Raw genomic sequence first — 13682 nt, 5'->3', positions numbered from 1 at the left:
TCGGCATCGGTCGAGGAAGGTTGCACGCTCGGCGCGATCGAGGAGGCCGCCCACTGGATGGTGGGCGGCCTCGTCGCGTCCGGACGGCAATGTGGTCGTCGGCTGGACACGGCGCCGTCGACGACCGTCACCCAGGTTGGTAATGGCGGCCGAACCTCGCGAGTGTGGACGCCGCTCGCCGAGGTGTAGAGGAATCGCGAATGTGGACGCAAATCGCAGATGAGTACGGGCCCCTGACCCACCTGCGATTTTCGTCCACATCGGCGATCTACGTCCACATTCGTAGGAGCTCCTCAGCAACGGCCGCCTCGCATCACCGCGGGCGACCAACGTCACGCCTGGGTGGTGCCGGCGGCTCGACGTGGGGTGGTCGGGGGCACCCGGTAGCCTTGGCCGCACGGGCCGTGCCATTCGTACGTGTGCGGCCGAGTCTGCACGTCACGAACAAGGAGCACAGCCGTGTCCGAGAACATCACCCTGACCGTCAACGGCGAACCACGCGAGGTCGAGCAGGGCACGACGGGCACGGACCTGTTCGGCGGCGACAAGGCCGTCCTCGTCATGCGCATCGACGGTGAACTGCGCGACCTGTTCCGCGAGATCCCGGACGGCGCGTCCGTCGAGCCCGTCACCGCTCAGGACCCGGAGGGCCTCGCCGTCCTGCGTCACTCCGCGGCCCACGTGCTCGCGCAGGCGGTGCAGCAGATCAACCCGAGCGCGAAGCTCGGCATCGGCCCGCCCGTCACCGACGGTTTCTACTACGACTTCGACGTCGCCGAGGCGTTCACGCCCGACGACCTCAAGAAGCTCGAGAAGGCGATGCAGAGGATCGTCAACGAGGGCCAGACGTTCAACCGCCGCGTCATCACCGACGCCGAGGGCCTCGAAGAACTCGCGCACGAGCCCTACAAGTGCGAGCTCATCGGCCTCAAGGGCAACGCTGCGAATGCGGCCGAGGGCGCGGAGGCCGAGGTCGGTGGCGGTGAGCTGACGATCTACGACAACGTCCGCCGCGACGGCACCGTCGCCTGGGGCGACCTGTGCCGCGGCCCGCACGTGCCGTCGACGAAGGTGCTCGGCAACGCGTTCAAGCTCATGCGTTCGGCCGCCGCATACTGGCGCGGCAGCGAGAAGAACCCGCAGCTGCAGCGCATCTACGGCACTGCGTGGCCGACGAAGGACGAGCTGAAGGCCTACCTCGAGCGCCTCGCCGAGGCCGAGAAGCGCGACCACCGCAAGCTCGGCGCCGAGCTCGACCTGTTCAGCTTCCCCGAGAACATCGGCCCCGGCCTGCCGGTGTTCCACCCCAAGGGCGGCATCATCAAGCGTGAGATGGAGGACTACGTCCGCCGCCGTCACATCGAGGAGGGCTTCTCCTACGTCGGCACGCCGCACATTGCGAAGGAAGACCTCTTCTACACCTCGGGTCACCTGCCGTACTACGCGGACGGGATGTTCCCGCCCCTCGACGTCGACGGGCAGAACTACCGCCTCAAGGCGATGAACTGCCCGATGCACAACGAGATCTTCCGTTCGCGTGGGCGCTCCTACCGTGAGCTGCCGCTGCGCTTCTTCGAGTTCGGCACGGTGTACCGCGACGAGAAGTCGGGCGTGCTCTCCGGTCTGACGCGCGTGCGCATGATCACCCAGGACGACTCGCACAGCTACGTCACGCCCGAACAGGCGCCGGGAGAGATCAAGCACCTGCTCGACTTCATCCTCGGCCTACTGCGCGACTTCGGCATGAACGACTTCTACCTCGAGCTCTCGACGCGCGACGTCGACGGGGACAAGAAGGACAAGTTCATCGGCACCGACGAACAGTGGGACATCGCGACGAAGGTGCTGTCGGACGTCGCGCTCGAGTCCGGCCTCGAGCTCGTGCCGGACCCGGGCGGTGCCGCGTTCTACGGCCCGAAGATCTCCGTGCAGGCGCGCGACGCCATCGGCCGTACCTGGCAGATGTCGACGATCCAGTACGACTTCAACCAGCCCGCTCGTTTCGGCCTCGAGTACCAGGCGGCGGACGGCTCGCGTCAGCAGCCCGTCATGGTCCACTCGGCGAAGTTCGGCTCGATCGAACGCTTCCTCGGCGTGCTCGTCGAGCACTACGCGGGCGCGTTCCCGGCGTGGCTCGCGCCGGTTCAGGTGCTCGCCGTGCCCGTCGCGGAGGAGTACTACGACTACCTACAGGACGTCGCGATGAAGCTGCGCGAAGCCGGCGTGCGTGTCGAGGTCGACATGAGCGACGACCGCTTCCCGAAGAAGATCCGCAACGCGTCCAAGTCGAAGGCGCCGTTCATCCTGATCGCCGGTGAAGAGGACCGCGACAACGGCGCCGTCTCGTTCCGTTTCCGCGACGGGTCGCAGAAGAACGGCGTGCCGGTGGCCGACGCGATCGCCGAGATCACCCGCGTCATCACCGAACGTCAGAACACCGACCCGACGGCCGGCTGACGTCTGCCTCGACGACGACGCGCGCCCCCGAACCTCGCGGTTCGGGGGCGCGCTCGTGTGTTGGCATGTGCACCCGAGGGCCGGCGTTCGACACGGCCGGGTGACCACGCTCGGGGTAGGGAACCCGGTTGCGTCACCCGTCGCGGGGACCCACCTCAGCGCACGGTCACTTCGCTGCAGCGAAGCCCTTCTCGAGGTCGGCGATGATGTCGGCGGAGTTCTCGATGCCGACGCTCAACCGCACGAGTCCGGGCGTCACGCCGGCGCCGCGGCGGTCCTCGTCGCTGCCCTGGGAGTGCGTCGTCGACGCAGGATGGATGGCGAGGGAACGGACGTCACCGATGTTCGCGACGTGCGAGTGCAGTTCGAGAGCGTCGACGAACTTCTTGCCCGCCTCGACGCCGCCGGCGATCTCGAACGACAGCACGGCGCCGGAGCCGGCGGGCAGGTAGCGGTCGGCGAGTTCCTTGTAGGGGCTCGACGGGTCGGAGGCGTAGAACAACTTCTCGACCTGCGGCTGCGACTTCAGGAACTCGACGACCTTCTTCGCGTTCTCCACGTGTCGCTCCACACGCAGCGACAACGTCTCGAGGCCTTGCGCGATGAGGAACGCGTTGAACGGGGAGACGGCCGCGCCGAGGTCGCGCAGCAGTTCGACGCGCGCCTTGAGGATGAAGGCGAGGTTCGCGCCGAGCGGCGATCCGACGCCGAGGTCGCGGGCGAACACGAGACCGTGGTAGCTCTCCGACGGCTCGTTGAACTGCGGGAACTTCGCCGGGTCGGCGGCGTAGTCGAACGTCCCGGCGTCGACGAGCACGCCGGCGATCGACGTCCCGTGCCCCCCGAGGTACTTCGTCGCGGAGTGGATGACGACGTCCGCGCCATGCTCGATCGGGCGCAGCAGGTACGGCGTCGCGACGGTGTTGTCGACGAACAGCGGCACCCCGGCGTCATGCGCGATGTCGGCGAGGCCGCGCACGTCGAGCACCTTCTGGTCGGGGTTGCTCAGCGTCTCGCCGAACAGCAGCTTCGTGTTGTCGCGGATGGCGCCGCGCCACTCGTCGAGATCGTTGATGTTGTCGATGAACGTCGTCTCGACGCCGAGTCGCTTGAGCGTGTACTTCAGCAGGTTGTACGTGCCGCCGTACAGCGCGGACGAGGCGACGATGTGGTCGCCGGCCTGCGCGACGTTGAGGATGGCGAACGTCGTCGCCGCCTGACCCGACGCGAGCAGCAACGCGCCGACGCCGCCCTCCAGCGCGGCGATGCGGTCTTCGACCGCCTGCGCCGTCGGGTTACCGATGCGTGTGTAGATGGGGCCGAGATCCGACAGGCCGAAGCGGTTGGCCGCGGTCTCGGCGGAGTCGAAGACGAACGACGTCGTCTGGTAGATCGGCAGCGCCCGGGCGCCGGTGTCGCCGTCGACGTTCTGGCCGACGTGGATCTGCTTGGTCTCGAAGGCCCAGTTCTCGGAGCTCATGATGATGTCCCTCTTGAGGAGTGCGTGGACGCACGGGCGGCGCACCGTACGTGTGGTGCCCGAAGGGGAATCCCTCCGCGCTTGCCCGGACGCGCTCGGCGCCGGGCCAGGTCGTCACCCGGAGCACCCCGCCGCGGTGGGAGGGTTGCCGGCCAGCAAACCGGGGTTTGACGCTGGCGCTCGTGACCTGCGGCCACTCTAGGCCGGGTGGTGTCATCAGGCGGGAATGCTGTCTCACATTCCGGTCGCGGCCCCGTGCTGACGCGACGCGCCTACGGGCGACGACCCTCATGCCGTGCTTGACTGTTGCCATGACACCGACGATCGTCCGCGCGCGCCGCGAAGACGCGTTCGCCTGCGCGGCGCTGCGTCTGCAGATGGACCTCGAGGCGGGGGAGAGCAACCGCTCCGGCTTCATCACCGAGTATGCCGATCACTGGCTCGCGCACTACGGCGATCTGCCGACGTGGCTCGCCTCGAGTGCTGACGGGACGGCTCTCGGCATGGTGCAGACGTCGCTCGTGCACCGGCCCCCGGCGCTGGCTCGGCCGGCGCAGCCGTCGCTCTACATCGCGGTCGTCTTCGTCACGCCGTCGGCGCGCGGCCAGGGCCTGGCCGAGCGGATGCTGCGGATCGTCGACGCCTGGGCCGACGCGCACGACGTCGCGCGAATGATGCTCAACGCCCGTCCGCGTGCCCGCAGGCTGTACGAACGGGCCGGCTTCGGCCCGCCGGACGAACGTCACATGCAGCGTGTGGCGCCGTTCGGCCTCGACGCCCGCCGCGATGCGGAGCGTGCGTCATGAGCGACGACGTCATCTGGGCGCTCGATCAGCGCGAGCGCTGCATCGCCTGCCCGTCCAAACCGGTCGCGAACGCCGTCGTCCTGCACCTCGGTGCTGACGGCGCCCTCGCGCGCGACGCTGTCGAGCAGTGGGCTCGTGACGGCGTCATGGCCGCCTCGGTCGCATGGCCGGGGGCGGCGGCCGGCCTCGATGACGACGACTGGCTCGACCTCGAGGACGCCGTCACGGGCCTCGCCGGGCTGGCGAGCATCGTCGCCGTCGTCGGTGACGGCGACGCGGCCGAGGTCGCGCGGACGTTGGCGGGCCGTGTCGGCGACGTCGCGCACGCGGGGGAAGCCGACCGAACCATTGTCCCGGCGCGTCTGCGCGAGATCGCGGCGGTCTGAGACCGCTCACCCGGGGTGCATGGTGCGCGCGAGCCCACCCGCGGCCGCTGCGTCGAGGCAGGCGGGGCTCTAGGATCGGGCCATGGTCGACGAGTTCAACACTGATTCGCAGGACGACATCCTCATCGAGCAAGCCGGCGCCTTCGCGGGCGAGGCCGACGGGTTCGGGCGGCTGTGGACGCCGCACCGCATGGCGTACATCGAGGGCGAGCGTCCGACAAAGGACGCCGGCCACGGCTGCCCGTTCTGCGCGTCGCCTACGAAGACCGACGCCGACGGCCTCATCGTCCACCGTGGTGAGCACTGTTTCGTCGTGATGAACCTGTTCCCGTACAACCCGGGCCACCTGCTCGTGTGCCCGTACCGTCACGTCGCCTCGTACATCGACCTCACCGACGACGAGACCGAGGAGTTCACGAAGCTGACGAAGGCCGGGGTGCGTGCCCTCAAGGCCGCGTCGAACCCGGGCGGGTTCAACCTCGGGATGAACCAGGGTGACGTCGCAGGTGCCGGCGTCGCCGCGCACCTGCATCAGCACATCGTGCCGCGCTGGGGTGGCGACATGAACTTCATGCCGATCATCGGGCGCACCAAGGCGCTGCCGGTGCTGCTCGAGGACAGCCGTCAGCGCATCGTCGCGAACTGGCCGAACGACTGACACCGGGCACCACGGGCAGTGCGCTGCCTCGAACGGGTATATCGAACCGCTACAGTTGAACCACCATGCTCAACAAGTACGCGCGCGCGTTTTTCTCCGCCATCTTCCGGCCCATCGCCCAGCTCCTGCTGCGTCTCGGCATCAGCCCCGACGTCGTGACGATCGTGGGCACCGTCGGTGTCGCGTTCGGTGCACTGTGGTTCTATCCGCGCGGCGACTTCCTCGTCGGCACGTTGTTCATCACCGTCTTCGTCTTCTCGGACATGCTCGACGGCAACATGGCGCGCCTGTCGGGCCGCTCGTCGACGTGGGGTGCCTACCTCGACTCGACGCTCGACCGCGTCGGTGACGCCGCGATCTTCGGCGGCCTCGTCCTGTACTACGCGGGCAAGGGCGACAACTTCCTCATGGCGTGCCTCGCGCTCGCGTGCCTCGTGCTCGGCTCGGTCGTCTCCTACGCCAAGGCCCGGGCCGAGGGTCTCGGCATGCAGGCGAACGTCGGCATCGCCGAGCGCGCCGACCGTCTCGTCGCCGTGCTCGTCACGACCGGCCTCGTCGGCTGGTTCCTGCCCGAGATCGTGCTGACCGTCGTGCTCACGCTGCTCGCCGTCGCATCGTTCATCACGGTCGTGCAGCGCATGCTCATGGTGCGGAAGCAGGCCCTCGCCAAGCCGTTCGAGGGCTGAGCGCGTGGCCGCCGAGGGGTTGACGACGCGCGCCCGCGACGCCGTCACCGTCGCAGCGTTCAAGGGCGCCTGGTGGGGCGTGCGGGCGCTGCCCGAGCGCGCCGCCCACCGCCTCTTCGACGTCATCGCGGACGTCACGACGCGCCGCGGCGGCCCGAGCGTCGCGCGGATGCGCTCCAACTACGCGATCGCGCGCCCCGAACTCGACGACGCAGCCCTCGACGCGCTCGTCGCCGCCGGCGTGCGCTCGTACCTGCGCTACTGGTGCGAGGCGTTCCGACTGCCGTCGCTGACACGCGAGCAGATCGCCGAGAGGGTGACCACCTCGGGTGAACTCGAGGCGACCCGCAGCATGCTCGCCGATGGACGCAGCGTCGTCGCCTACCTCGGCCACCTCGGCAACTGGGATCTCGCGGGCGCCTGGTCGGCGACACAGCTCGCGCACGTGACGACGGTCGCCGAGCGACTCGAGCCCGACGCTCTCCTCCGCGCGTTCCTGCACTTCCGCGAAGAGCTGGGCATGACGATCATCCCGCTGACCAAGGGCGAGAACGTCCTCGGCCAGGTCGAGACGCTCGTGCGCGAACCGGGTGCGTTCGCGCCGCTGCTGTCGGATCGCGACCTCACGAGCCGCGGCGTCACCGTCGACCTGTGCGGCGAGCCGGCCCGCCTCGCTGCCGGCCCCGCCGTCATCGCCCGACGCACCGGTGCGGCACTCGTGCCGATCACGATCACCTACCGCCGGCGCGACGGCGGCAGCGGCTGGGGCATCGACATCCGCTTCCACCCGGCGGTCGACATCGCCCACACCGATGATGCCCGCGCCGACGTGCAGGCCGCAGTCCAGGCGTGCGCCGACGCGCTCGGCGGCGCCATCCGCGAGCACACGCAGGACTGGCACATGATGCAGCGCGTGTTCGTCCGCGACCTCGACGCGCGCTGGGGCTGAGCGGTGCGGATCGGCCTCGTCAGCCCGTACTCGTTCGACGTGCCCGGCGGTGTGCAGCTGCACGTGCGCGACCTCGCGACGTACCTGCTCGCAGAAGGGCACGAGGTCAGCGTCCTCGCGCCGAGCGACGGTGACGACGCGGGTGCGCCGTACGTGACGAGCGCCGGGGGAGCGATGCCGATCCGCTACAACGGTTCCGTCGCGCGCCTGGCGTTCGGTCCGGTCGCGGCGAGCCGGACGGCGCGCTGGGTGGAGCGCGGCGACTTCGACGTCCTGCACGTCCACGAACCGATGACGCCGAGCGTGTCGCTGCTCGCGCTGCGCACGTACGACGGGCCGGTCGTCGCGACGTTCCACACCTCGATCGAGCGCTCGCGCGCGCTGCAGCTCGCCCAACCGTTCCTGCGCCCGGCGCTGGAGAAGATCACCGGGCGCATCGCCGTCTCGCGCGCCGCGCGGGACACCGTCGCGCGCCATCTCGGCGGTGACGCCGCGCTCGTGCCGAACGGCGTCTACGTCGACCGGTTCGCGACGGTTCGCCCCGAGGCGCGCTGGCAGGATGGGGACGAGCGCCCGACGATTGCCTTTCTCGGACGCATGGGAGAGCCGCGCAAGGGCCTGCGCGTCCTGCTCGACGCCGTCCCGCTCATCGCCCCGGCGCACCCCGGGGTGCGCGTCCTCGTCGCCGGGCCGGGTGACGTCGCCGCGGCGCGGCGGGAGGTGCCCGCCTCGGCTGAGGGCCACGTCGAGTTCCTCGGGTTGCTCAGCGACGGCGAGAAGGCGTCGTTGCTGGCGTCGTGCGACGCGTACGTCGCGCCCAACACCGGTGGCGAGAGCTTCGGGATCATCCTCATCGAGGCGATGAGCGCCGGCGCCCCCGTCGTCGCCAGCGATCTGGAGGCCTTCGCGCGCGTGCTCGACGACGGCCGCTGCGGCGTCCTCTTCGACACCGGCGACGCGGCGGCGCTGGCGCATGCGGTGACGGGGGTGCTCGCTGACCGCGGGGCGCGTGACGCCCTGTCCCGGGCCGGGAGAGAGCGCGCGCGGCTGTACGACTGGTCGGCCGTCGGGCAGCAGGTCGTCTCCGCGTACGAGACGGTCCGCAGTTCGCATGCCGCGGCCGCTGCGGTGGCGGGACGCCGATCATGAGCGGCGTGTGGGCCGACGTCGCCGTCGTCGTCGCGCTGTTGCTCGGGCTCGCCTGGTATCTCAGCTACACCGCAGCGCGCCTCGACCGGCTGCACGCTCGCGTCGAGGGGTCGCTGGCCTCGCTCGACGCGCAGCTCGTGCGCCGCGCCGAGGCCGCGGCCGAGTACGCGCAGGCCACCGCTCTCGACCCGGCGAGCGCGCTGCTGCTCGCCTCGTCGGCGGCCGATTCGCTGCAGGCCGCCGACGGCGCCCTCATCACGGACGACGTGCAACAGGTCGGCGTACCCGTCGAGCGTGCGCAGGCCGAGACGGCGCTGACGCAGACGCTTGCGCTCGTCGTGGGTGACGCGTCGGCGACGGACGGCGCCGCGTCGCGGGCGGAAGCAGCTGGGCGCCGCCCGATCAGCACCGTGCCTGACGTCCCAGGCAGCGCGCCCGCGGAGGGTGACGACGGGGCCCGTCAGCGTCTCGCGGACGCATGCGATCGCGTCGAACTCGCCTACCGATTCCACAACGAGGCCGTACGCGACGTACGTCGCGTACGCGCCAAGGCGATCGTCCGGGCGTTGCACCTGGCTGGACGCACGCAGCTGCCGGAAGAAGTCACGTTTGCCACCCGCGTCCACGGCCTCGGTCGCACCGACGCGTGGCGCTGATTTCTGCCGGAGCAGCCGTGTTCGGGCTGGCGTCGTCGGCCCCATCATGCCGTGGCCGGTAGCTGCCATCGACGATCATCTGTCTCCTTCATGCCCGTCTCGGGGCTAGCGTGGGCTCTCGCGTCGCATCCGCGGCGCCCATCAGAAAGAGGGACGAGCACATGAGCTCTGCAGGCTCCGAACAGAACACCGCCGTGGCGACCGACCGCGTCAAGCGCGGCATGGCCGACATGCTCAAGGGCGGCGTCATCATGGACGTCGTCACCCCCGAGCAGGCGAAGATCGCCGAGGACGCAGGAGCCGTCGCCGTCATGGCCCTCGAACGTGTGCCCGCCGACATCCGCGCGCAGGGCGGTGTCTCGCGCATGAGTGATCCCGACATGATCGACGGCATCATCGAGGCCGTGTCGATCCCCGTCATGGCGAAGGCGCGCATCGGGCACTTCGTCGAAGCGCAGGTGCTGCAGGCGCTCGGCGTCGACTACATCGACGAATCGGAGGTGCTCTCGCCCGCCGACTACGCCAACCACATCGACAAGTGGGCCTTCGACGTGCCGTTCGTGTGCGGCGCGACCAACCTCGGTGAGGCGCTGCGACGCATCAACGAGGGCGCCGCGATGATCCGCTCCAAGGGTGAAGCGGGCACCGGCGACGTGTCGAACGCGACGACGCACATGCGCAAGATCCGCGGCGAGATCCGCCGCTTGACGTCGATGGCCGAGGACGAACTCTACGTCGCGGCCAAGGAGATGCAGGCTCCCTACGCCCTCGTGCGTGAGGTCGCCGAGAAGGGCAAGCTGCCCGTCGTCCTGTTCACCGCAGGCGGCATCGCGACGCCCGCCGACGCAGCCATGATGATGCAGCTCGGCGCCGAAGGCGTCTTCGTCGGCTCCGGCATCTTCAAGAGCGGCAACCCCGCCCAACGCGCCGAAGCGATCGTCAAGGCCACCACCTTCTACGACGACCCCGACACCCTTGCCAAGGTCTCCCGCGGCCTCGGCGAAGCCATGGTCGGCCTCAACGTCGACGAGATCCCCGAACCCCACCGCCTGTCCGAACGGGGTTGGTGATAATTCCTCGGCTCGTCTTCCGGTTCGCCGTGTCCGGGGCTCGCAAGCTCGCCCCGGACAATTCTCATTCGGTGCGACAGCACGCGGGACAACGGCTCAGATCCTTCTTTGATCCGCTCGCGGATCAGAGAAGGATCTGAGCCCCCATCATCACCGTCCGTTCCTTGGGGAGGCGGAAGTAGTCGGCGGGGACGGCGGCGTTGTGGCTCATCGCCATGAACAGCAGTTTGCGGAGCTTGGACATGCCGGGGCGGCCTGCGTCGATGAGGCCGATCTCGGAGACGAAGTAGTAGGCGGTGTCGGGGTCGATGTCGACGCCTTGGTCGGCGGCGATGCGCAGGGCGGCGGGCACGTCCTGGTCGTCCTGGAAGCCGTAGCGCAGCGTCAGGTGCGTGATGCGGTCGTAGTCGTTGCCGAGGTGGTCCAGTACGACGGTGTCCTCCGGTGCGATGTGCGGCACGTTGGCGCTCTTCGTCGTCACGATGAAGACGTTCTCGTGGATGACGTGGTTGAAGTTGGCGTTCTCACGCATGGCGAGCGGCGTCGTCGTCCGGTCGGGGTGGAGGAACACGGCGGTGCCGGGGACCTCGCGCAGGTCACCGCAGCGGGCGGAGCGCACGAAGTCGTCGAGGGGGCCTTCGATGTCGTGGCGGCGGCGCGCGACGATGTCGCGGCCCTTCTGCCACGTCAGCATCGACAGGCCGATGCCGCAGGCGATGACGACGGGCAGCCAACCGCCGTGGAACAGTTTCGCGACGTTGGCGGTGAAGAAGATCCCCTCGAACAGGTAGAGGAAGAAGCCGAGGACGACGAGGCGCCACTTGGGCCACTTGAGCGTGCTCTGCGCGTAGACGAGGAACAGTGTCGTCGTCATGAGGAACGTGCCCGTCACGGCGAGGCCGTAGGCGACGGCGAGTTTCTCGGAGCTGCGGAACGCGAGCAGCAGCGTTATGACGCCGATGAACAGCACCCAGTTGACGCCGGGGATGTAGATCTGGCCCTCTTCCTCCTCGCCGGTGTGACGCACCGTCATGCGCGGCAGGTAGCCGGAGCGCTCCGCTTGGCGGGCGACGGAGAACGCGCCGGAGATGACGGCCTGCGAGGCGATGACGGTGGCCGCGGTCGCGAGGATGACGAGGGGGAGCTTGGCCCATTCGGGGGCGAGCAGGAAGAACGGGTTGGAGATGTTCTTCGGGTCGCTGAGGATGAGCGAGCCCTGCCCCATGTAGTTGAGGATGAGGGCGGGGAAGACGAGCACGAACCAGGCGCGCGTGATCGGCGCGCGACCGAAGTGGCCCATGTCGGCGTACAGTGCCTCGGCGCCCGTCACGCACAGGACGATCGAGCCGGCCGCGACGAACGCGATGAAGGGGTGGCCGATGACGAAGCTGCCCGCGTACGTCGGCAGCAGTGCTCGGAAGATCTCCGGGTCGCGGACGATCTGGTTGACGCCGAGCGCGGCGAGGGTGACGAACCAGACGATCATGACGGGGCCGAAGAACTTGCCGACGGCGTCCGTGCCCTTCTGCTGGATGAAGAACAGCGCTGTGATGACGATCGCGCCGATGGGGACGACGTACTCGGTGAGCCCTTCATGCACCGTCTCGAGACCTTCGATGGCCGACATGACGGAGATCGCCGGCGTGATGACGCTGTCGCCGAAGAACAGGGACGCGCCGATGACACCGAGGATCATGACGATGCCCCAGCGTTTGCCGCCCTTGGGCACGCCCTGTCGCACGAGCGCGGCGAGCGCCATGATGCCGCCCTCGCCGTCGTTGTCGGCGCGCAGGACGAACAGGACGTACTTGATCGTCACGATGATGGTGAGTGCCCAGAACATCCAGGAGATGACGCCGTAGATGTCGCTCTCGTTGGCGACGACGGCGTTGTGGTCGACGTTGAAGACGCTCTGCACCGAGTACAGCGGACTGGTGCCGATATCACCGAAGACGACGCCCAGGGCGCCGAGCATGAGCGCGGCCATGCCCTTCTTGGCATGGCCGCCGGGGTTCGACTCGGGGGTGGACGCGCCCTCGCTCGTCACGCTCGCTTCAGTACTCACCCGGAAAGTATGGGGCCACCGCCCCTGCGCGCGCCACACGGGTAGCAGATACGCCTGTGTCATAGGGTCGCGGGCATGGAATCAACGCCACGGACCGTCATCGGGGTGCTCGCGGTGCAGGGCGACGTCGTCGAGCACGTCCGCATGCTGGAGGACGTCGGCGCGCATGCCGTGCGCGTTCGTCGTGCCGCGGATCTTGCGAACGTCGACGCACTCGTCATCCCCGGCGGGGAGTCGACGGTCATGATGCGCCTCATCGCTCAGGGGGACCTCCTCGAACCGCTGCGCGAACGCATCGCCGCGGGGATGCCGGCCTACGGCTCGTGCGCCGGCATGATCCTGCTCGCCGATCGGATCCTCGACGGGACGGCGGGTCAGCAGACGCTCGGCGGGCTCGACGTCACGGTGCGGCGCAACGCGTTCGGTCGTCAGGTCGCCTCGTTCGAGGCGGACGTCACCGTCGACGGCGTGGACGGCGGCCCGGTGCGGGCGGTGTTCATCCGCGCGCCCTGGGTCGAGGAGGTCGGCGCTGGCGTCGAGGTGCTCTCCAGCGTCGCGCTGCCGACGGGCGGTGAGGCCGTCGTCGCCGTGCGTCAGGGCAATCTGCTCGCCACGTCGTTCCACCCGGAGGTGACGAACGACGCGCGCGTCCACGCCCTGTTCGTGCGCATGGTCGAGCACGCTCGCGGATGACGACTGGGGCCGCGGCTCGCGACGGCGCTAGACTGGCCCGCGATCCGAGCGAGCGCGCCCATCTGCCGTCGCGTTCGCCCCGCGCCCCGCATCGGGCGTGTTCGAGCACGGCAGCACGAGCATCCGAGAGGCAGACATGAGCGGTCACTCCAAGTGGGCGACGACGAAGCACAAGAAGGCTGCGATCGACGCCAAGCGCGGCAAGCTGTTCGCGAAGCTGATCAAGAACATCGAGGTCGCGGCCCGCTCCGGCGGCGGTGACCCGACGGGCAACCCGACGCTGTACGACGCCATCCAGAAGGCGAAGAAGTCGTCGGTGCCCAACGACAACATCGACCGCGCCGTCAAGCGCGGCTCCGGCGCCGAGGCCGGTGGCGCTGAGTACCAGGCCCTCACGTACGAGGGCTACGCGCCCGGTGGCGTCGCGCTGCTCATCGAGTGCCTGACGGACAACAAGAACCGCGCCGTCGCTGAGGTCCGCACCGCGTTGCAGAAGAACGGTGGCTCGATGGCGGACTCCGGTTCGGTCGCCTACCTGTTCAACCGCAAGGGCATCGTCATCGTCCCGAAGGCGCAGGGCGACAAGCCCGACACGACGGAGGACGCGCTGCTCGAGATCGTGCTCGA

At 69.2% G+C, this 13682-nt stretch carries 14 protein-coding genes and 1 riboswitch; of the genes, 12 read left to right on the top strand and 2 right to left on the bottom strand.

Annotated elements, in window-relative coordinates:
* The coding region (locus B2284_RS03210; protein ID WP_286697178.1) for a hypothetical protein at positions 1-189 on the top strand (189 nt) is incomplete at its 5' end.
* A gap of 270 nt (positions 190-459) precedes the next feature.
* On the top strand, positions 460-2457 hold the full coding sequence (thrS, locus tag B2284_RS03205) for a threonine--tRNA ligase (protein ID WP_006944552.1): 1998 nt from the start codon (positions 460-462) through the stop codon (positions 2455-2457).
* 166 nt (positions 2458-2623) lie between these two features.
* Here the strand turns inward: thrS and B2284_RS03200 are convergent, their stop codons facing one another.
* The gene (locus B2284_RS03200; RefSeq protein WP_006944529.1) at positions 2624-3937 is read right to left on the bottom strand and encodes a bifunctional o-acetylhomoserine/o-acetylserine sulfhydrylase; all 1314 of its coding nucleotides are present in this window, start codon (positions 3935-3937) and stop codon (positions 2624-2626) included.
* 72 nt (positions 3938-4009) lie between these two features.
* Positions 4010-4125, bottom strand: a riboswitch (SAM riboswitch).
* 123 nt (positions 4126-4248) lie between these two features.
* Between B2284_RS03200 and B2284_RS03195 the strand changes: the two genes are divergently transcribed.
* The 8 genes from B2284_RS03195 to pdxS all read left to right on the top strand — a co-directional run bounded on the left by B2284_RS03195 (position 4249) and on the right by pdxS (position 10297).
* Entirely contained in the window at positions 4249-4743 is a 495-nt protein-coding gene (locus tag B2284_RS03195; RefSeq protein WP_286697177.1) for a GNAT family N-acetyltransferase, read from the top strand.
* On the top strand, positions 4740-5129 hold the full coding sequence (locus B2284_RS03190) for a hypothetical protein (protein ID WP_038567939.1): 390 nt from the start codon (positions 4740-4742) through the stop codon (positions 5127-5129). The genes B2284_RS03195 and B2284_RS03190 overlap by 4 nt, the downstream gene beginning before the upstream one ends.
* 82 nt (positions 5130-5211) lie before the next feature.
* A complete protein-coding gene (locus tag B2284_RS03185) occupies positions 5212-5787 on the top strand; it encodes an HIT family protein (RefSeq protein WP_051805843.1) in 576 nt (191 codons plus the stop codon).
* A 65-nt stretch (positions 5788-5852) separates the two neighbouring features.
* A complete protein-coding gene (pgsA, locus tag B2284_RS03180; RefSeq protein WP_062257612.1) occupies positions 5853-6473 on the top strand; it encodes a phosphatidylinositol phosphate synthase in 621 nt (206 codons plus the stop codon).
* A gap of 4 nt (positions 6474-6477) precedes the next feature.
* The gene (locus B2284_RS03175) at positions 6478-7422 is read left to right on the top strand and encodes a phosphatidylinositol mannoside acyltransferase (protein ID WP_286697176.1); all 945 of its coding nucleotides are present in this window, start codon (positions 6478-6480) and stop codon (positions 7420-7422) included.
* Positions 7423-7425: 3 nt separating this feature from the next.
* Complete coding sequence (locus B2284_RS03170) at positions 7426-8571, top strand: glycosyltransferase family 4 protein (protein ID WP_006946840.1); 1146 nt, start codon at positions 7426-7428, stop codon at positions 8569-8571.
* Positions 8568-9227: a hypothetical protein gene (locus tag B2284_RS03165; RefSeq protein WP_038567945.1), complete on the top strand. Its 660-nt coding sequence runs from the start codon at positions 8568-8570 to the stop codon at positions 9225-9227. Before B2284_RS03170 ends, B2284_RS03165 begins: the two co-directional genes overlap by 4 nt.
* Before the next feature lie 161 nt (positions 9228-9388).
* Positions 9389-10297 (top strand): pyridoxal 5'-phosphate synthase lyase subunit PdxS, encoded by a 909-nt coding sequence (gene pdxS, locus B2284_RS03160; protein ID WP_006946845.1) that lies wholly within the window; start codon positions 9389-9391, stop codon positions 10295-10297.
* A 124-nt stretch (positions 10298-10421) separates the two neighbouring features.
* Here the strand turns inward: pdxS and B2284_RS03155 are convergent, their stop codons facing one another.
* Entirely contained in the window at positions 10422-12362 is a 1941-nt protein-coding gene (locus tag B2284_RS03155) for a potassium transporter Kup (RefSeq protein WP_231729487.1), read from the bottom strand.
* A 75-nt stretch (positions 12363-12437) separates the two neighbouring features.
* On the opposite strand from B2284_RS03155, the gene pdxT reads away from it, so the two are divergent.
* Both pdxT and B2284_RS03145 read left to right on the top strand, forming a co-directional pair.
* Positions 12438-13055 carry a pyridoxal 5'-phosphate synthase glutaminase subunit PdxT gene (pdxT, locus tag B2284_RS03150; protein WP_006946839.1) on the top strand — a complete coding sequence of 206 codons (618 nt, stop codon included), beginning with the start codon at positions 12438-12440 and terminating at the stop codon, positions 13053-13055.
* Between the two features lie 136 nt (positions 13056-13191).
* Positions 13192-13682: YebC/PmpR family DNA-binding transcriptional regulator (locus B2284_RS03145; RefSeq protein ID WP_286697175.1), on the top strand; the 491-nt coding region annotated here is incomplete at its 3' end.

The organism is Dermacoccus sp. UBA1591, assembly GCF_002322065.1.
GTDB lineage: Bacteria > Actinomycetota > Actinomycetes > Actinomycetales > Dermatophilaceae > Dermacoccus > Dermacoccus nishinomiyaensis.
Note: the sequence above shows the minus strand (reverse complement) of the source record. Positions and strands in the feature narration are given on the sequence as shown.